The sequence below is a fragment of the Flammeovirga yaeyamensis genome, from assembly GCF_018736045.1.
GTDB lineage: Bacteria > Bacteroidota > Bacteroidia > Cytophagales > Flammeovirgaceae > Flammeovirga > Flammeovirga yaeyamensis.
Genome location: NZ_CP076132.1, coordinates 4,972,501 through 4,991,518, shown reverse-complemented (window position 1 = coordinate 4,991,518; position 19,018 = coordinate 4,972,501). Strand labels below are relative to the sequence as shown.

The following is a 19,018-nucleotide window of genomic DNA, read 5'->3' as shown; positions in this document are numbered from 1 at the left end:
TTTGATGGCTGAAAAAGAGAGGGATCCTCAAAATAAAGTGAAGAATTTGATATAGATGAAAAATGTAGTTTAAAAAGTAACTTTTTGATTATTTAAATAAAAAAAGACATCCAACAATATTGAATGTCTTTCCACAACTGGTTAATGTTACTGGTGTATCATGCCATATAATAGACATTACGTCTATTATCTTTACCTAGTACAATGTTACTATTTTATTTAATAACATTGAAGACATCAAGTGAAAAAAATATAGAATCTTAGAATTTTACCATGTCGTTAACCCATAACTACTATTTTTTCCTTATTTATTTCAAAAATGTGTTTAAATGAAGATATTTTGCATATTTGTGAAAGCGAATTTAAAAAGGTAGAAAATGAAGCTGAAACACTTCAATTTGTCAATAGGCACACAGATAATGAAGGCCCTCGGAGAGGAGTCTCGTATTCGTATCATGCACTTACTCTATGAAAACACAGAAATGTGTATTTCAGATATCGAACTAGTACTTGATTTTACACAAACAAAAACATCAAGGCATTTAATCTACATGAAAAATGCAGGTTTGTTAAGTGTAAGAAAAATAGATCAATGGTCTTTTTATTCCATAAAAGAAGAATTATCTGGAATTATCGAAACGATATTTAAGTATATGGAAAGGGATACCCAATTGTTGGAAGATCAAGAGACCTATAGAATTTTATCGAGCAACAGAGAGTTGGCAATGAATAAAATTGAAAAAAGAAGAATGAGTCATCATTACCCTGAGGGGGATTAAATAGATCAGAATAATGAGAAAATTAAGTATGGACGAACTTAACAGAGTGAGTGCTGAAGAGTTCAAAAGTCAAGAAAAAAATAATATTGTTGTTGTTTTAGATAACATTAGAAGCTTAAACAATGTGGGGTCTTCCTTTAGAACGGGTGATGCTTTTGCCATTGAAAAAGTAGTGCTTTGCGGGATAACAGGAAAACCACCTCATAGAGATATTCATAAAACAGCTTTAGGAGCACAAGATACTGTTGCTTGGGAACATTTTGATGAAACTGTGGATGCCATCAAAAAACTAAAAGAAGAAGGATATAAAGTCTATGCAGTAGAGCAAGTAGAAGGAAGTACAATGCTTCAAGATTTAGAAACCACTAAAGATGAAAAAATAGCATTGGTTTTTGGTAACGAAGTGATGGGCGTAAGCGATGAAGCTATTGAAGAAGTGGATGCAGCTTTGGAAATTCCTCAGTTCGGAACGAAACACTCTTTGAATGTATCGGTAACCATCGGCGTAGTGTTATGGCAGGTACTTCAGAAGAAAATGTAATTTGATAAGTATCAAAAGTAAAACAGGCTACCTCAATTTTGTTTGGGGTAGCCTGTTTTTTTAAGTTGATATTCAGTATATATCTAAGTGGTTTTACGCCCACCCCTTTTTTTCAAAGCTTTTTCCTCCTCATTATTTGCTCTTCTTGAGAATTCGAATAATCCCAATATCATCAATGAGAAAACAATAGAGAAAGTCGCTTCCATCGAGTTTGTTTGATAGAAAGCGATAATTCGTCCAATCAAAGAGATTAACGTAATTGCCATACCAATCGTAATGATATTTTTTGAGAAGTAGATTATTCCAATCATGGCAAATAAAGACATAAATAGAATATTAAGCTCTGTCTGCCATGCAATATTTCCTTTCCAAAAATCTGAGAAATAAAGACCGATAATCATAAAGTAGAATACTAAATGTGCTTTAGAGAATGGAGTAAATAAATCCTCAGCCAAATCATCTTCTGCATCGTCTTTACTTGAAAATATTTTGAATAATATATATCCAAAACCAAGTGTAAGTACATAGAACATTGCTCCTAAAAGAGATTGTTCTAATATATCTCCTAGAGGTAACATCTTATAGGTTTGTAAAACACTATTAGTTACCGTCATCAATACGATAACACTAAAGCCTACGATTAAATGAAGAAAATTCTTCGATTGTATAAAGTATCGAATAGCTAGTAATCCTAGAATCATAGCCATGACTTTTCTAGAAAGGTCGTGCAAAATATTTTGAAGGTATACTTCTTCTCCCCACTTAAAAATATAAATATTGAGCATCACTGTGAGCCAAACGCCCAATATTCCTATCCAAAAAAGTGCTTTTTCTTTGTATGATTTTAATAACGCTAACCCAAAAAATAAGATGGTAGGAGCACCAAAAAATGAAATCACAAATCGACCAATAATATTGATCTGCACATTGTCTTTTGTAGCCATAGCATAGAATAATGGAAGAATCTGAATCGCTAAAGAAGCGATACCAAAGGCCAAACCAAAATTTCTATACTGCTTCTTTGTTTGTAATGTTAGTAACATGTAGTAGAACGTTTAAAAAATATGATAGGTGACATCATTGATGAAACACTGATGAGTCAATATACTAAACTAAAAGTAAAATTAGAGGGGTATCACCTTCTTCACTCATTAATAGAGTCTAGAAGGTGATATTTTTATAGATTTTTCAATAAAGTGATTAATTTTTCTACTGCTTTACCTCTATGGCTAATTTTATTCTTTTCATCTGCAGAAATTTGAGCAAATGTTTTGTCATATCCATTAGGACGGAAAATAGGGTCATAACCGAATCCATCATCACCTGTTCTTACTGTAATGATTTCGCCTTCAGCAATGCCATCCACTTGTTTTACTTCTCCATTCCAAACTAAAGTGATGACGGTTCTAAATCTTGCTGATCGGTCAGCTTTATCTTCTAAGTTTTTAAGGACAAGGTCCATGTTGTCATCACTGTCTCTTTGAGGTCCGGCATATCGAGCAGAGTAAACTCCCGGATCTCCGTTTAGTGCATTAATCTCTAATCCGGTATCGTCTGCAAAACAACTTACTTTATAATTATCCCAAACATATTGTGCTTTTTGAGCAGAGTTTCCCTCCAATGTTTCTTGAGTCTCTGGCAATTCCTCTTCACATCCAATTTCCTTCAAACTCACTACTTGATATTGCCCTTCAAGCTGTCTTTGAATTTCCTTTAATTTATTCGGATTGTTTGTCGCAAAACAGATCTTATCCATGATATTTCTTTTTAAATTCTTCTAAATAGTCTTCATCGTAGGGTTCTTCCACCAGTTCTTCTTTGATGACTTCAAAGCCTACTTTTTTATAATTTTTTATCGCAGAAGGGTGATCGTATTCACAAGTATGCAACCACACTTTTTTGATATCATATAGTTGGATTACTTTATCAATTGTTGTACTTAAAAAGGGTAATCCAAGTTTTTTACCAATAAAATTAGGCGTTAAGCCAAAGTATAATATTTCAACTTCCTTTTTATCATCAAGAACAAACTCAATAAACCCAGCTACTTCATCACTTACCTTTAAAAGGTAGAATATTCTCGAAGGAGAATGAATCCTACGGGAAAGTGTTTCTTCATCTAATAAAGTGCTACCTGTCCATCCCCAAGCATCACCCACTGCCTTATACACTTTTAAGTATTCTTGAGTGTCTTTAGGTTGCCAAGGAAGAACATCTACTTCAAAAGGAAAAGTATATTGTGTTACTAGATTATTTTTTAATTCTAGATAGGTAGTTTTAACTTTGATGGTGATATATCCCATTATAACGTGGTTAGATTATTAAGTAGAGTCTTTAAAAAATAAACTCTTGTGTATAATGTAATCCATTAAACTATGATGAAAACAGTTCTATATTTACACGATAATTTTCATCGTACTTAGGAGAGTTAGCAATATATAGTAAATCTTCTTCTAAAAAGAGCATTTTTTAAGTAAATTAATTGAACCTTTAAGCACACATATTAACTTTGACGAGTCATGGCAGAATTTTTTAGAATCAATGCAGATAATCCTCAAGAGAGACTTCTTAATGAGGTAGTAAAAATATTAAAGAAAGGAGGTTTAGTGATTTATCCTACCGACACTGTATATGGTGTGGGTTGCGATTTAAATAATACCGCCGCTTTAAAAAAATTATTGAGGTTTAAAGGTTTGAAGGCAAATAAAATGAATCTATCGTTTATTTGTTACGATCTATCTGATATCACCACTTATGTGAAACATATAGAAACACCTACATTCAGAATATTAAAGAAAGCCCTTCCTGGTCCTTATACTTTTATTATGAATGCAAGTAGTGCTGTTCCAAAGTTGGTAGATACTAAGAAAAAAGAAGTGGGTATTCGTGTGCCTGATAATAATATCCCAAGAGAATTAGTACGATTGCTGGGTAACCCTATTGTGACTACTTCTCTTAAACAAGATGATGATATTTTAGAATATCCAACTGACCCTGAATTGATTTACGAAGATTACGAAAAACAAGTAGATGCTGTTATCGATGGCGGCTTCGGAAATATTCATCTATCAACGGTAGTCAATTTAACCAACGGAGATTTTGATGTAGTAAGGGAAGGAGCAGGCGACATCTCTGATTTTTTATAAGCAATAACCAAATTATTTACATACAATGAAAAGAGTCCTAATAACAGGAGCAGCAGGTTTCCTTGGATCACACTTGTGCGATAAGTTCCTGGACAACGGTTTTAAGGTTGTCGGAATGGATAACTTCTTAACTGGTAGCGAAGACAATATTTCTCATCTATTCGGTAACTCTAATTTTGAATTTTACCATCATGATGTGACTAAGTTTGTTCACGTTCCTGGAGAAGTGGATTACATTCTACATTTCGCATCGCCTGCAAGCCCAATTGATTATTTGGAAATGCCTATCCAAACACTAAAAGTAGGATCTTTGGCACCATATAATTTATTAGGATTAGCTAGAGTAAAAAAATCTAGATTTATCATTGCTTCTACTTCAGAAGTGTATGGCGATCCAAATGTTCACCCTCAGAAAGAAGATTATTGGGGTAATGTAAACCCAATTGGACCACGTGGTGTGTACGATGAAGCAAAAAGATTCCAAGAGGCAATCACAATGGGGTACCATACTTTCCATGGTGTGAACACAGGTATGGTTCGTATCTTCAATACATACGGTCCAAGAATGCGTCTGGATGATGGTCGCGCTCTACCAGCATTCATGAGTCAGGCATTAAGAGGAGAAGATATTACTGTATTTGGTGATGGTTCTCAAACAAGATCTTTCTGTTATGTAGCCGATTTGGTAGAAGGTATTTACCGATTGACTATGTCAGATTACCACCAACCAGTAAATATTGGTAATCCTCAAGAAATTACGATCAAAGAATTTGCAGAGGAAATTGTTGCACTTACTGGATCTAAATCAAAAGTGATTTACAAAGATCTTCCTAAAGATGATCCAAAAGTGAGACAGCCAGATATCACAAGAGCGAAAGAAATTTTGGATTGGACTCCAAAAGTAGATAGAGCAGAAGGTTTGAAACTTACTTTGGACTATTTTCAGAAAAAAGTAAAATAACATTCCACTGTTCATGGAAAAAGAAGCTTTATTGTATAAATAGAGCTTCTTTTTTGCTATATGACAGTTTTTTTTGTTAGAAATGATTTTTGTATAACTGTTTAATTAACAATAAGTTGATTGAATAATTATTCATTTGATCAACGTATTAACATTAACGTTTATTTGGTGAGATGACATATAATGTTATATTTGTCAAGTAAACTTTGTTATTGAAATAAATGACTAGTGAAGAGAAAAAAGCCTACCTTCTCATAAAATCTGTAATATTCCATTATCATGGACTTGATGAAGATGAACAGGCAATTCTTGACGAAACTGCGACTAATATTGACGGTCATGCTGAACTTGAATGGGCGACCAAATTTATAGCTGAAGATTATGTAAATGCTTTTGATAATGCGAAACAGTACTTATCCGAGGTTATGCTAGAGTTTCCGAAAGAAACACGACTTAAATATATTTCCCTTGCTTGGGATGCCAACAATAGGAAAGGCTACATTAGTGAAATGGAAGCTACTGCTATGTTAAAATTAGCGAGCACCTTGGGTATTCAAGGTGAGTTTTTGTCGTATATAAAGTCCACAAACTAGAAAAATCAAGAAATTTTCAATATATCAACCTCTTCTATTTACAGAAGAGGTTTTTTTTATGCAATTTCGCAGTTGGAAAAGAAAGGCTCATAGTAAAGTAGTATTTCAAATGGTGTTTTGATGATACTTTACAGTAAATGAGTTTCACTTTAATGTTACTTGATGATGGCATTTATCTTTTTCAACATCAAGTAATTTGTAGGAGAAGAATATGATGAACAAAAAAGTCGAATTTCGTCACCTTGGTAATATGAAATATGCCCAAGCATGGGATTATCAAACGGAATTGTTTGATGGTATTGTTCAGACCAAGCTCGAAAATAGAAGAAGAACAGATAGAGGAGAAGAAGCGGAAACAACCAATAATTATTTATTGTTTGTGGAACACCCTCATGTGTACACATTAGGAAAAAGCGGTAAAGAGGAACATCTTTTATTGGATCAACAAGGATTGGATAGAGAACATGTAGAGTTTTTTAAGATCAACCGTGGAGGAGATATTACTTATCATGGTCCTGGTCAGATTGTAGGTTATCCTATCCTAGATCTTGATAACTTTTTTACAGATATACATAAATATTTAAGACTGTTGGAAGAGGCAATTATCCTTACTTTGGCCGATTACGGTATTAAGTCGGGAAGAATTGATGGACTAACAGGTGTGTGGATTGGAGAGGAAAACGATCCTAATCCTAGAAAAATCTGTGCTATGGGAGTAAAAACATCGCGTTGGGTAACAATGCATGGTTTTGCTTTAAACGTAAATGCAGATTTAAAATTTTTCGGCAATATTGTTCCTTGTGGTATCTCTGATAAAGCAGTTACTTCTATGGAACAAGAATTAGGACATCAACTTGAAATGAGCGAAGTGGAAGGCAAATTGAAAAATCATTTGGCTACCCTATTCGAAATGGAGTTGTTTGAAAACCAAGAGAACTAACAGAATAGACTATGAAAATACATCACCCTTCTAAAAAGGTTAGCTTGAATGTACCATTGGTATCATCAAAGTCAGAGAGTAATAGAGCTTTGATTATTCAAGCGTGTGCGAAAGAAAGTATTCAGTTGTCAAATATCTCTATGGCTAGAGATACACAGACAATGATGCGTTTATTAGATTCTGGCGATCATACGCTAGATGTTTTGGATGCAGGGACAACAATGCGTTTTTTAACGGCGTATACTGCGGCAAATAACCGTCCGTCTTTAATGACAGGTACGGCACGTATGCAAGAACGTCCTATCGGTATTTTAGTGGATGCACTTAGAACATTAGGTGCTGAAATTGAATATCAGAAAAACGATGGATATCCTCCTCATGAGATCAAAAGCTTTGATCAAGTTTCTGAGAAAGTGAGTATCCGTGGTGATGTAAGTAGTCAGTATATCTCCGCTTTACTTTTAGTCGCTCCAACTTTACCAAAAGGTTTGGAATTGACTTTAGAAGGCACTGTGGCTTCTAAACCATACATCATGATGACATTGAGCTTGATGGAACGTTTTGGAGTGAAATATACTTGGGAAGAAAATATCATTAAAGTAACCCCTCAAGATTATCAATCAGGCGAATACACTATTGAGTCGGATTGGTCGGGTGCGAGTTACTGGTATTCAATTGCCGCTTTATCTGAAGAGTGTGATATCAAAATCATGCACTTAAGAGAAGATTCACTTCAAGGGGATAAGGCAATTGTAGAGATGATGGAGCAATTGGGTGTGAAATCTACTTTTGAGGCAGATGGCGTTCGCTTATCAAAAATGGAGAAAGCAGAGAAATTCTATTTCGACTTTACGCACTGTCCTGACTTGGCACAAACAATTGTGTCTTTAGTGGCAGCGATGGGTATGGAAGGTAGAATGATCGGGCTTCAAAGTTTAAGAATTAAAGAAACGGATAGAATTGCAGCACTTCAAAACGAAATCAGAAAATTAGGTTTGGAGATTGAGGTGATCGGTGATGAGGAAATCCGTGTGCCGAAAGGCGGTATAAAAATCGAAGGACAAAGCATTCATACATATGAAGATCATAGAATGGCCATGGCTTTTGCTCCTTTGTCTATGTTAGGTGAGTTAAATATCGACGAACCTGAAGTAGTGGCAAAATCTTACCCATCGTATTGGGAAGACCTCGCAGCTGCAGGGTTTGTTACAGAAGAGTAATACATATGGATATAAGTTTAGACATCAGTTTTAAAGCAGTAGCGTCTGTTTCACTTATTCTTTTTTCAGTAATTGATATTATTCAATTATTATTGATTTAAGAGAAAAAGAAGGAAAAATAGAATCGTTAAAAGCCACCGTTGTAGCGGGTGTGATTATGATTTTGTTTTTGATAGTAGGTACGCAGATTCTTAATCTTTTTGGTATTGATGTAAGTTCATTTGCCATTGCAGGTGCAATTATTCTATTCTTATTAGGATTGGAGATGATATTGGGAATCACTTTCTTTAAAAGTGAACCCGATGAAGGAGGGTCAGGATCGATTGTTCCACTTGCGTTTCCACTAATTGCAGGTGCAGGTAGTATGACAACGATTATTTCGTTGAAATCGGAATACTCGAATTGGAGTATTTTACTCGGTATCATTATCAACTTAATTTTCGTGTATATCGTTCTGAAAAGTTCGGGATGGATTCAAACAAAATTAGGTAAAGGTGGCGCCAATATCTTGAGAAAAGTATTTGGTATCATCTTGTTGGCAATTGCTATCAAATTATTCAAAACGAATATATAGAAGTGAATCGCTTCAATGAAAAAGGAATTCAGTAATGGATTCCTTTTTTTATTTTATATCAAATGATATGGAGAATTACAGGAGTAACCTTATTAAACTTCCAAAAAATTATTAACTTAATATCATAAAGAACTAGTAATCCTTCATTCAAAACTTTTTGATGAGACAGACGACATCAATATTCTATCTGATATTCAACATCATTCTTATCACTCAAACGGTAAATGCCCAAAATAGCTTTTCTATTGGTTTGAGTAATAATACGAACTATGCCAAACCGGGAGAAACGTTTTCTGTAAAAGGAAATCCTGGGACGCCTTATTTTGTGTATCATTTTTCGACAGACTTTATGCCTGCACCACCTCCAATGGTGGAAAATGCCAATATGGGAAATCCTATGATTGTGGATACTACTTTTCAGGTAACGGCCAATGAGACAATTTCTGTAAATAAGAAAGGTTTGTATTTTATTCAATCGGATACAACAGCAAAAGCTGGAGAGGGTTTTATTGGTGTAACGGAAGATTTTCCGAAATACCGAAAAATGAAAAACATTTACCCAACGATGGTGTATATCTCTACTCAGAATGAAATGATGTCTTTTGTTCAGGGAGAAAGACCTCGATTGGCCTTCGAAAACTTTTGGTTGAACGTGGCAGGGTCGCCGGATAATGCCAAAAGGTTAATCAAATTATACTTTGAGAGAGTAACGGAAGCGAATATTAAGTTTACGGATTACAAGGAAGGATGGAAGACAGATAGAGGAATTATATATATCATTTTTGGATCACCCGATACAATTAGTAACATAGATGGTGGAATACGATGGTCGTACAATAGCAACTTAAACCACGGTCAGGTAGAATTTGATTTCTTCGAAGAGGATAATCAGTTTACGGGATCACATTACGAACTAAAAAGATCTTATGATTACAAGAGAATTTGGTTTGATACTGTGAAGAAGTGGAGAAATGGAACATTACAATAAACACTTCTTACTCAATAGTGTTATATTGCGTGTTCAAGAGGCATATTTGATAAGTGCTTCTATTAAAGTGTAATCAAAAACTACAGACAAGCTTTATGAAAAAAGCATTATTTATCGACCGCGATGGAACAATAATCGTAGAACCGCCAGTGGATTATCAGGTGGACTCTTTAGAAAAGTTAGAATTTGTTCCTTTAGCCATCTCTCAGTTACAAAAAATTGCTCAGGAATTAGATTACGAATTAGTAATGGTCACCAACCAAGACGGATTGGGTACCGATAGCTATCCTGAGGATACTTTCTGGCCTGCACAAAATAAAATGCTGGACACACTTAAGGGAGAAGGGATTGTTTTTGATGATATTTTAATTGATAAAACTTTCGAAAAAGAAAATGCTCCAACTAGAAAGCCAAGAACGGGCTTACTAGAAGATAAATACATGAAAGGAGACTACGATTTAGAAAATTCATTTGTGATCGGTGATCGATTAACTGATGTTGAATTGGCTAAAAACTTAGGATCTAAGGGTATTTTCATAGGAGAGAAAGGTCAGTCGAAAGAAGCAGTTTTAGAAACAACTTCTTGGATTGAAATCTATGAATTCTTGAAAAACTACTCTCCTGCAGGTAGAATGGCTAGAGTAGAAAGAATTACCAACGAAACAAAAATTCTTATTGGTGTTAATCTAGACGGAACAGGACAATCTGATTTATCAACAGGTATCGGATTCTTCGACCATATGTTACATCAAGTAGCACGTCATGGTAAAATTGACCTTACTGTAAAAGTGGAAGGCGATTTATACATCGACGAACACCATACGATTGAAGATACAGGTTTGGCTATCGGCGAAGCTATCAAAAAAGCATTAGGGGATAAGAGAGGTATCGAAAGATATGGTTTCTTCATCGCTCCTATGGATGAAGTATTGGCACAAGTAGCACTAGATTTTTCTGGCCGCCCTTGGTTTGTTTGCGATGCTCCATTGAAAAGAGAAAGTGTAGGCGATTTCCCAGTAGAAATGTTCTCTCACTTCTTTAAATCGTTTTCTGATGCTGCCGGTTGTAACCTAAACATCAAAACAGAAGGCGATAACGACCACCATATTATTGAAGGAACTTTTAAAGCATTCGCTAAAGCCATGAGAATGGCGATAAAAGTAGAAGAAGGGAATAACGAAATCCCATCAACTAAAGGGGTTTTATAAGATATATTGAATCTTTTCTTAAACAGAAGTTGGAGAGCTGGAATGCTTTCTTTCTTCTGTTTTTTTATAAATTTGATTGAAATTTCTAATTCAACCAAGAATTTAGTATCATTAGAATAGATTATTTTCCAAACTTAAATGAGTAATCATGCAAAAAATACTTCAAAATAAGTTAGCAGATTTAAAGGCTCTTTGTTCTAAGCTTGGGGTAAAGAAAATGTATGTATTTGGTTCTGCGGTTAAAGGAAAATTTACTGAAAAGAGCGATATAGATTTTTTAATATCTTTTACTGATAAATTATCAATCGAGGAATACACTGAAAATTATTTTTCGCTTCATTATAAACTTCAAGAATTATTTAAGAGAAAAATTGATCTAGTGACAGAATCGTCTCTTTCTAATCCGTATTTTATTGAAAGCGTTGATGAATCTAAACAGTTGATTTATGAAGCGTGAAATAAAAAAATACTTATTTGATATAAAAGTCTCTATAGATTCTATTTTTGAATACTTAGGAGATGAACGAAATTTTTTCGAATACCAGAAAAATAAGCTTCTTAGAAGGGCTGTTGAGAGAGAAATTGAGATAATAGGGGAAGCAACTAATAGAATATTAAAAATTGATTCAAATATCAATATTGAAAATTCAAGACAGATTGTTGATACTCGAAATTGGGTTATCCACGGGTATGATAAAGTGGATAATGTTGTAATATGGGGCATTATTACTAAACATTTACCCAAGCTTAAAGCTGAAGTTGAAGAGTTACTATTAAACTAAATCATATCAGACAATCGACTTTTGAAGATATCAAAACACATGAAAACATTATACATAACATTATTTGTCCTTTGCAGTTTCCAACTCTTCGGACAAGAATTAAAGCACAAACCTAGGAAAAGTGAAACAGGTTTGGCTACCTATAAAATGAAGGACGGTACTTATGTAAAAGTGACTTATGGTCGTCCAAAAATGAGATCAGATTTTGATACTAAATTCGGGGTGTCTGTTCCATGGAGAAAATTATGGCGTTTTGGCGACGATGATGCTACTGAAATCACAGTATCTAAAGACGTGAATTTTGGAGGGCAACACCTAAAAGCAGGAACATATTCTTTATATGCTATTCCAGATACAGCGGAATGGACCCTTATTGTAAATAAAGCTCAGGGAGCATGGGGTACTTTTAAGTACAATAAAAAAGAGGATGTTTTTAGAATAAAGACACCTGCGTTGAACTCCTTTAGAATATTTCAGAAGTTCTCCATTTTTCTTCAAGAAGATGATGAAGGGTGTAACTTGGTGGCTATTTGGCAAAGAATATCTATAGTGATTCCAATAAGAAAACCTGAAGAGGAATAAGCTTATTCCATAAAAGAATTCAATAATTTAAATCTAGCTTCAATAACTTCATCCTTATTATAAGTAGATGGTTCTACTTTAATAGGGTCTGCTAAAACTGAGGCTAGTTTTAATTTTTGAGTTCTTGATAAGTAAGGCAGGTCTTTCTTGTAATAGAAATCAGCAGCTTCACCAATACCATAAATATTATCGCCCCACTCTACGTAATTCATAAATAGTTCGAATATACGTTCCTTACCTAAGAACAATTCCATTTCTACCGCACCAATACTTTCTAAGTACATACCTAAATTGTTATCGTGTGGCATTAAAAACATATTTCTCACTACTTTCTGAGAAATAGTAGCATTCATCAAAGGCTTTTTCTCTAGAGCAACTCCATTGTGTAAGTAGAAGTCAGGATCCTCAACACCCATTACAGCCGTTTTTAAATCTGTTGGAATACTACCGATCGGTCTGAATTGAGGAGTAATTATTTTTGAGGCATCAAAATTTGCTCTCGCTAACATATAAGGAGATAACGTAGGATTAGCCCACTTTACATATAAAGTGCCCAAGCCGATATAAAGGCAGAAAAGGAGGTGTAATCCTAAGAAGAAATAGAATAATCTTTTTAAAAAATTTATAATCATCTAGTGAAGGCGTATTAGGTAATTGTATGGTAATCACGGTTAAATAGCATGGAACAAACTGTCGCGTTTACTTGTTCAATGTTATCAGAAGATAGATTCAGTATTATAAATTTCTGTTTTTTTTATGTAAAACAAAAATGATATCAATGTATTTGGTTGATATTTAACGAATAAACCTCAAAAAATTCAACTTTTGATTCATTTTCTATCAAAGAAATACAATAAATAGTAACTAAAAACGTTTTTTGATTCTTATAAATAACCAATAAATTTACATAGACACTCATCAATAACCGTCTCAAAAAGTATTTGATGTACAATTTTTACATCAGGTATCGAATGATAAAATATATATAATGCAGTCGTACAAAGAGGAATTAATGAATGCGGTAAAGAATTTACCAATGCAACCTGGAGTCTATAAATATTTTAACGATGAAGGGAAAATCATCTATATCGGAAAAGCCAAAAAGCTTAGAAATAGAGTATCCTCTTATTTTTTAAAACAAGCTGGTTTAAATCGAAAGACCCAACGGTTAGTTAGCGAAATTAGAAAGCTAGAATTCGTAGTGGTCGATACAGAGTACGATGCATTACTCTTGGAGAATAACCTAATCAAGAAGAATCAGCCTAAATACAATATTCTTCTTAAGGACGATAAAACGTATCCTTATATATGTGTTACTCGGGAGCGTTTTCCACGAGTGTTTTCTACAAGGAACATTCAGGACAAACGACATAAATATTTTGGACCATACCCGAATGGTCGACAAATGTCTGCTTTACTAGATCTATTCAAACAGTTATATAAAATAAGAAACTGTACTTTCAATTTATCCCAAGAAAATGTTGCAGCAGGAAAGTATAGTGTATGTTTGGAATTTCATATCAATAACTGTTTAGGACCTTGCGAGGGGAAACAAAAAGAGGAAGATTACCAACAGGATATCGATCAGGTATTACAAATTTTGAAAGGTAATTTGAGTATACCAAAGGATTATTTCACCCAAAAGATGCAAGAGTCGGTGGAACAGTTGGCTTTCGAGGAGGCACAAAAATGGAAACAAAAATTAGACTTACTGACCAACTACCAATCAAAATCGCTAGTGGTATCACCTACTTTTAGAGATTGTGAAGTGTACGCCATCGTTTCAGATGAGAAGTTCGCTTATGTCAACTTCATCAAAATCACCAACGGTGGAATTATGGTGACAGAATCCACACAGCTGACTAAAAAGATGGACGAATCAGATGAAGAGTTATTGATTTATGCCATCATGGAGTTTAGAAATAGATATAACACCTCTTCTCAAAAAATATATACAAACATCGATTTAAGTGATCAATTGGACGAAGATGAAAGGTTAGAATTTACAGTTCCGAAAATAGGTGATGGTAAAAAGCTGATTCAACTTTCTTTTAAGAATGCAATGTATTATAAGAGAGAGAGGGAAACGTCAAGAGGGGAGATAAGTGATAAGAAAAGTAATTATCAAGTACTCGTTCAACTGAAAAATGAACTTCAGTTAAGTGAAATACCTGTTCATATCGAGTGTTTTGATAACTCCAATATTCAAGGAACAAATCCTGTATCTGCTTGTGTGGTATTTAAGGATGGAAGGCCATCGAAAAAAGACTATCGACATTTTCATGTGAAAACAGTAGAAGGTCCAGACGATTTTGCATCAATGGAAGAAGCAGTTTATCGTAGATATAGAAGACTACTTGATGAAAAACAGAAACTCCCTCAATTGGTGATTATCGATGGAGGTAAAGGTCAGCTGAGTTCTGCAGTTACAGCGTTGGAACGTTTAGGACTCTATGGTAAGCTACCTGTTATAGGTATTGCTAAAAAGCTAGAAGAAATTTTCTTTCCTGAAGATCCCATTCCATTACATTTGAGTAAAAAGTCGAGGTCTTTACAGTTGGTTCAAAGACTTAGAGATGAAGCCCATCGATTTGGCATCACATTCCATAGGAATCTAAGAAGTAAAGGAAGTATTCAATCTAAACTAGAAGAGATTCCAGGTATTGGACCGAATACTATTCAAAAATTACTCAAGCAGTTTAAAACGATATCAAATATTAAATCTGCTCCCATAGAAGAAGTAGCACATGTGGTTGGTCAGAGTAAAGCGCAAAAAGTAAAAGACGGTTTAGCATAAAAAAATCCCCCTTTCATAAATATCAATTTGAAAGGGGGATTTACTTTATGACTCTTTATCTTCTTTTGGCGGAATGTCTTCTCTTAGGTCCACATCATTTACATGAAGTAGAATATCACCATTATCAGCAACATTAAAGTTTCTAATAAATCGTTTGTTTTCTTCAAACTCATCGGCAACATAGGAGTGATAAGAATAGGTGTCTTGCCCAAATGTTTCATCATAACCGTTTAAGGTAATCAACATTTCGGCCTGCCTTTCGACCAACTCTTTAAGAGTGATGCCATATAAAGGACTATTTTTATCAATGATATGTACGATCGTCCATGAAAGAGGCATAAACATGATACTCGATCTTTCTAAAGACAGATCATAAAAATCCCTACGATGTGAATACGTTCCATCTCTATCGTTTTTATCATTTAGTGATAAAAATACAGACGCTTTCATATGAAGTACGGTATTCGATCGTTTATTGATAATCCTAAATTGGATAGAATAATCATCCGTTCCTTTATAAGGTGTAAGCAGTGCTACCTCAGAAAATTTGATTTTGGACATTGGACGTGAGAATCGACCATACAGAATACCGGTAGAAAATGCCGAAAGCAAAAGTCCGTTGAATGCTTCCAAAGAAGCAATTAAACCTACAAATTGTCCATCGGGCGACATTGCTCCATAGCCAACGGTAGTAAAAGTTTGCACACTAAAAAAGAGGGCACTCACATAGTCATCCCAAAAGAATCCCGTAGGTGCACCACCGATGTATTCAATGCCAATAAACCAATAGATATAGGCATACAAAAAGTTTGTTGAAAGAATTACAGACGTTACAACAGCAATAAAAGGTAGCCAAGGAATGGTAATTAACCAGTGGTAGGCATCTTGTATTACATTAAGCGTCCCAATTCTACGAACATTAAATGTACCATCAGGGTTGATGATTCTTTTCGTTCTTTGTCTGTAAGAAGCACCAACCCCTGGGTCTAATATTTTTTTATTTTTATCTGCCATATTTTTAAGGCACTTCGTTTCCTTCAGCCGCCTCTAATATTCTAAACCAATCTTCATTTTCTAGTTTTATTGACATTACTTTTGCGGCAGTCTCAATTCTTTCTGCTTTTGTTGTTCCTAAAACAGGAGTAATTCCGGCAGGGTGCGTTAAGTGCCATGCAAAGATTGTTTGATCTAATGCCAAGTTATATTTCTCTCCAACCTGTGCTAAAGTATTCTTTAGGTGAAGCGTTTTTTCATCTTGACCAGTGAAGATTTTGCCATTTCCAAGCGGAGACCAAGCCATTGGTGTGATACCACATTGTTGGCATTGATCTAATGATCCATCATATAATGCATCTGTCTTTAGTGGAGAAATCTCAATTTGGTTGATTTTAATATCAACTCTTGATTTCAACATCTCTACCTGATGAGGTAAGAAGTTACTCACACCAAACTCCTTGATCTTACCTTCTTTTTTCAAACCCTCTATAGTCTCGCTCACCTCATCGATATTCATCAAAGGATCTGGGCGGTGAATAAGTAAATAATCTAGAGTATCTACCTGAAGGTTCTTTAAAGAAGTTTCTACAGAAGTAACAATATGTTGTTTACTTGTATCATAAGATTTGATAGCATGGTTAGGACGATTCGGGTGAACCAACTTAATTCCACATTTTGTAACAATCTGTAATTTATCTTTTAAAGAAGGAGTAAGCGATAAAGCATCTCCAAATAACTTTTCGATGGTATAACCGCCATAAATATCAGCATGATCGAAAGTAGTGATCCCTGCATCAATACTTCTTTGAATTAATTCGTTGATTTGCTGAGGGGTATGAGCTCCCCAATTCCAAACACCTGTGACTATTTTTGAAATCATAATACGGTCAATATTTTTCTTTTTATCCAATTTAATCTTTAAATTGTGATCATTAAGTTGTATTTAACTACTGTTCGACGGCCCAGAAATTAACTGCGAAATGAATTTTTCTCCTCAAATATACAATGAGCAAATACAAAATTATCCCTTTTTGATAATTCAGAAAGTAGATTTCCTATTGCTTTCGGGTTATGATGAGCAGCAGTTTGTTTTTTCTGTGAGTGAACACGACTACAAATTAAATTCTTTTTTTGATGTTTGTCCAAAAGAATGGCAAGGGATTTTTAGAGGAGCATTTAAAGAAGTTATCCGAAACACTTGTATTATCAAGGAATTATATGATAACGATGGTAACAAATCGCTTGTAAGAATAGAAAATGAGGAAAACACTTTTAAGATATTTAGAATTAATCCGTTATTAACTGAATCAAAAACTTTCAACTTTCATACTCTTTTTGATCACTTATTAAAAACAACAAATGATGCAATTGCTATTATTAGTTCCGATAAGAAGATGATAAAAAAGAATATCCCTTTAGAAAATTTATTGGAACGGTTAATTAGAAAGCCAATTTCATCAAATAATCGATTTGAAGAATTACTCAATAAATCAAAAAGGGTAAATACTGGGATCAATAAAGCCTTAAATGGAGAAAAATACCAAACAGAAGTAACCTATTTGTCAGAATCAAATGATTTGGTATTTATTCGAACAGATTACTCACCACTACACGATTATCAAAATAATGTCATCGCTTGTCTAGTAAAGTCAAGAGATGTTACCGCTAGGAATTCCATTGAAGATATGTTCAGTGTAATGCTTAATAGTAGTAATACTGGATATGTATTAGTGAGTGATACAGGAAAGATCATAAAGATCAATAAACATCTTCAGGATTTATTGGGGTACAAGGAAGAAGAATTTATCAATAGAGATTTTGTTGATTTTGTTCATTCAACCATTAAAAAAGAGGTTCAAGGTGAATTTTCCCAATTACTCCGTAATAAAGAGTGGTTGGTCAATAAAAACAATATGTTTCTTGATCTTAAAAAGAAAGACAACGATTCCTTATTGTTTGAGTTGGAGAATAAGAAAGTGATTTTGTCTGATCATAAATCAGCCTTATTCGTAACGCTTAAAAATATAACCCTTAAAGAAAGAAACTCTCATATACTTCACGAGATGCAAAGGCTAATTAAAGCTTGTGGATGGGTATATGATCGCTTTTCTAAGAAAATGCTAGTCACAGAAGAAGTGGCACAAGTTATAGGAGTGTCAAAAGAGTTTGTAGAAAAAAATCCTACATTCCTTTTAAATAACTCTGATGAAACATCAAAAGAACAAGCTAAAGAAATTTTATTATCTGCTTTTAGAAATAAAACTAACTTCAATTTTGAATTAAAAATAAATTCAAAATTTAAAGGAGAACAATGGGTAAGGTTAAACGGAAAACCTATTGTACGACATCAAAGAATTGTTGGTTTGTATGGAGCATTGCAAGATATAACCGAGCAAAAGCATTCTTTAAACCTTTTGAAAAGGAACGAATCCTATATAAAGGAAATTCAAAGAGTCACCAAAGTTGGGAATTGGGTTTTTGATGTAAAAAATAATCGTTTTTACTGGTCAGATCATCTTATTAGTATGCTTAGACTAAAAGATGATAAACATCGAAATCTATCATTAAAGGCTATTCTAAATTTCGTTGATACACCTTATCTGTTTCCAATGATCAACGCAATAAAGAAGCTATCCTTATTTCATGAACCTATAGATCTTGATATTAAATGCAATAATAATTTAAATGCAGCATCAGGTATTGAGTTTATTAATATCAAAGGCAGGGCAATCTATAATCGTAAAGGAGAAGTAAAACGATTTGTTGGTGCAGTAACAGATATTACAGCAAGAAAAAATGAAGAAGAATTAAATAAGAGCAAGAAAATCTGGTTGAAGTCAATGTTGAATGCAGCTAGAGATAGTTTCATTGCTGAATACTCTGGCAGAATAGCAAATTATAATAGGGGGCT

At 34.1% G+C, this 19,018-nt stretch carries 20 protein-coding genes and 1 pseudogene (1 of these 21 cut by a window edge); 15 read left to right on the top strand and 6 right to left on the bottom strand.

What is annotated here, in order from left to right; translation table 11 throughout:
• The first annotated feature begins 377 nt into the window (after window positions 1–377).
• Together KMW28_RS19910 and KMW28_RS19905 are read left to right on the top strand one after the other, a co-directional pair.
• A complete protein-coding gene (locus KMW28_RS19910) occupies window positions 378–779 on the top strand; it encodes an ArsR/SmtB family transcription factor (protein ID WP_066211604.1) in 402 nt (133 codons plus the stop codon).
• 13 nt (window positions 780–792) lie between these two features.
• Complete coding sequence (locus KMW28_RS19905) at window positions 793–1,320, top strand: RNA methyltransferase (protein WP_066211605.1); 528 nt, start codon at window positions 793–795, stop codon at window positions 1,318–1,320.
• 83 nt (window positions 1,321–1,403) lie between these two features.
• Here the strand turns inward: KMW28_RS19905 and KMW28_RS19900 are convergent, their stop codons facing one another.
• The 3 genes from KMW28_RS19900 to KMW28_RS19890 form a co-directional block, all read right to left on the bottom strand.
• Window positions 1,404–2,363: a hypothetical protein gene (locus tag KMW28_RS19900; RefSeq protein ID WP_169666298.1), complete on the bottom strand. Its 960-nt coding sequence runs from the start codon at window positions 2,361–2,363 to the stop codon at window positions 1,404–1,406.
• A gap of 134 nt (window positions 2,364–2,497) precedes the next feature.
• Window positions 2,498–3,076 (bottom strand): non-canonical purine NTP diphosphatase, encoded by a 579-nt coding sequence (locus KMW28_RS19895; RefSeq protein WP_169666297.1) that lies wholly within the window; start codon window positions 3,074–3,076, stop codon window positions 2,498–2,500.
• Complete coding sequence (locus KMW28_RS19890) at window positions 3,069–3,623, bottom strand: GNAT family N-acetyltransferase (protein WP_169666295.1); 555 nt, start codon at window positions 3,621–3,623, stop codon at window positions 3,069–3,071. The genes KMW28_RS19895 and KMW28_RS19890 overlap by 8 nt, the downstream gene beginning before the upstream one ends.
• 216 nt (window positions 3,624–3,839) lie before the next feature.
• Between KMW28_RS19890 and KMW28_RS19885 the strand changes: the two genes are divergently transcribed.
• The 11 genes and pseudogenes from KMW28_RS19885 to KMW28_RS19835 all read left to right on the top strand — a co-directional run bounded on the left by KMW28_RS19885 (window position 3,840) and on the right by KMW28_RS19835 (window position 12,314).
• Window positions 3,840–4,466: an L-threonylcarbamoyladenylate synthase gene (locus tag KMW28_RS19885; RefSeq protein WP_066211613.1), complete on the top strand. Its 627-nt coding sequence runs from the start codon at window positions 3,840–3,842 to the stop codon at window positions 4,464–4,466.
• Between the two features lie 25 nt (window positions 4,467–4,491).
• On the top strand, window positions 4,492–5,427 hold the full coding sequence (locus tag KMW28_RS19880; protein ID WP_169666293.1) for a UDP-glucuronic acid decarboxylase family protein: 936 nt from the start codon (window positions 4,492–4,494) through the stop codon (window positions 5,425–5,427).
• A gap of 221 nt (window positions 5,428–5,648) precedes the next feature.
• Complete coding sequence (locus KMW28_RS19875; RefSeq protein WP_169666291.1) at window positions 5,649–6,020, top strand: hypothetical protein; 372 nt, start codon at window positions 5,649–5,651, stop codon at window positions 6,018–6,020.
• Between the two features lie 211 nt (window positions 6,021–6,231).
• Window positions 6,232–6,960 (top strand): lipoyl(octanoyl) transferase LipB, encoded by a 729-nt coding sequence (gene lipB / locus KMW28_RS19870; RefSeq protein ID WP_169666289.1) that lies wholly within the window; start codon window positions 6,232–6,234, stop codon window positions 6,958–6,960.
• An 11-nt stretch (window positions 6,961–6,971) separates the two neighbouring features.
• Window positions 6,972–8,180, top strand: coding sequence for a 3-phosphoshikimate 1-carboxyvinyltransferase (locus KMW28_RS19865; protein ID WP_169666287.1), 1,209 nt, complete (start codon window positions 6,972–6,974; stop codon window positions 8,178–8,180).
• A 5-nt stretch (window positions 8,181–8,185) separates the two neighbouring features.
• Window positions 8,186–8,754 (top strand): annotated as a pseudogene (locus KMW28_RS19860) (MarC family protein).
• A gap of 160 nt (window positions 8,755–8,914) precedes the next feature.
• Window positions 8,915–9,742, top strand: a complete 828-nt coding sequence (locus KMW28_RS19855; RefSeq protein ID WP_066211625.1) for a GWxTD domain-containing protein — start codon at window positions 8,915–8,917, stop codon at window positions 9,740–9,742.
• Window positions 9,743–9,837: 95 nt separating this feature from the next.
• Entirely contained in the window at window positions 9,838–10,950 is a 1,113-nt protein-coding gene (gene hisB / locus KMW28_RS19850) for a bifunctional histidinol-phosphatase/imidazoleglycerol-phosphate dehydratase HisB (RefSeq protein WP_169666285.1), read from the top strand.
• Between the two features lie 148 nt (window positions 10,951–11,098).
• On the top strand, window positions 11,099–11,407 hold the full coding sequence (locus KMW28_RS19845) for a nucleotidyltransferase family protein (protein ID WP_066211629.1): 309 nt from the start codon (window positions 11,099–11,101) through the stop codon (window positions 11,405–11,407).
• Window positions 11,397–11,732: a HepT-like ribonuclease domain-containing protein gene (locus tag KMW28_RS19840; RefSeq protein ID WP_169666284.1), complete on the top strand. Its 336-nt coding sequence runs from the start codon at window positions 11,397–11,399 to the stop codon at window positions 11,730–11,732. The genes KMW28_RS19845 and KMW28_RS19840 overlap by 11 nt, the downstream gene beginning before the upstream one ends.
• Before the next feature lie 39 nt (window positions 11,733–11,771).
• Window positions 11,772–12,314, top strand: coding sequence for a DUF2911 domain-containing protein (locus KMW28_RS19835; protein WP_066211632.1), 543 nt, complete (start codon window positions 11,772–11,774; stop codon window positions 12,312–12,314).
• A gap of 2 nt (window positions 12,315–12,316) precedes the next feature.
• Here KMW28_RS19835 and KMW28_RS19830 read toward each other — a convergent pair whose 3' ends face one another.
• Window positions 12,317–12,946 (bottom strand): transglycosylase domain-containing protein, encoded by a 630-nt coding sequence (locus KMW28_RS19830; RefSeq protein ID WP_169666283.1) that lies wholly within the window; start codon window positions 12,944–12,946, stop codon window positions 12,317–12,319.
• A gap of 356 nt (window positions 12,947–13,302) precedes the next feature.
• Between KMW28_RS19830 and uvrC the strand changes: the two genes are divergently transcribed.
• Complete coding sequence (uvrC, locus tag KMW28_RS19825) at window positions 13,303–15,111, top strand: excinuclease ABC subunit UvrC (protein WP_169666282.1); 1,809 nt, start codon at window positions 13,303–13,305, stop codon at window positions 15,109–15,111.
• A 45-nt stretch (window positions 15,112–15,156) separates the two neighbouring features.
• On the opposite strand, the gene KMW28_RS19820 is transcribed toward uvrC, so the two are convergent.
• Together KMW28_RS19820 and KMW28_RS19815 are read right to left on the bottom strand one after the other, a co-directional pair.
• Complete coding sequence (locus tag KMW28_RS19820) at window positions 15,157–16,125, bottom strand: ion channel (protein ID WP_169666281.1); 969 nt, start codon at window positions 16,123–16,125, stop codon at window positions 15,157–15,159.
• Window positions 16,126–16,129: 4 nt separating this feature from the next.
• The gene (locus KMW28_RS19815) at window positions 16,130–16,987 is read right to left on the bottom strand and encodes an aldo/keto reductase (protein WP_205958228.1); all 858 of its coding nucleotides are present in this window, start codon (window positions 16,985–16,987) and stop codon (window positions 16,130–16,132) included.
• Window positions 16,988–17,087: 100 nt separating this feature from the next.
• On the opposite strand from KMW28_RS19815, the gene KMW28_RS19810 reads away from it, so the two are divergent.
• Window positions 17,088–19,018 carry the 5' portion of a PAS domain-containing sensor histidine kinase gene (locus tag KMW28_RS19810; protein WP_169666279.1) on the top strand. The gene runs 979 nt beyond the window's last position, so the window shows 1,931 of its 2,910 coding nt (coding positions 1–1,931); the start codon lies at window positions 17,088–17,090; its stop codon lies beyond the right edge, outside the window.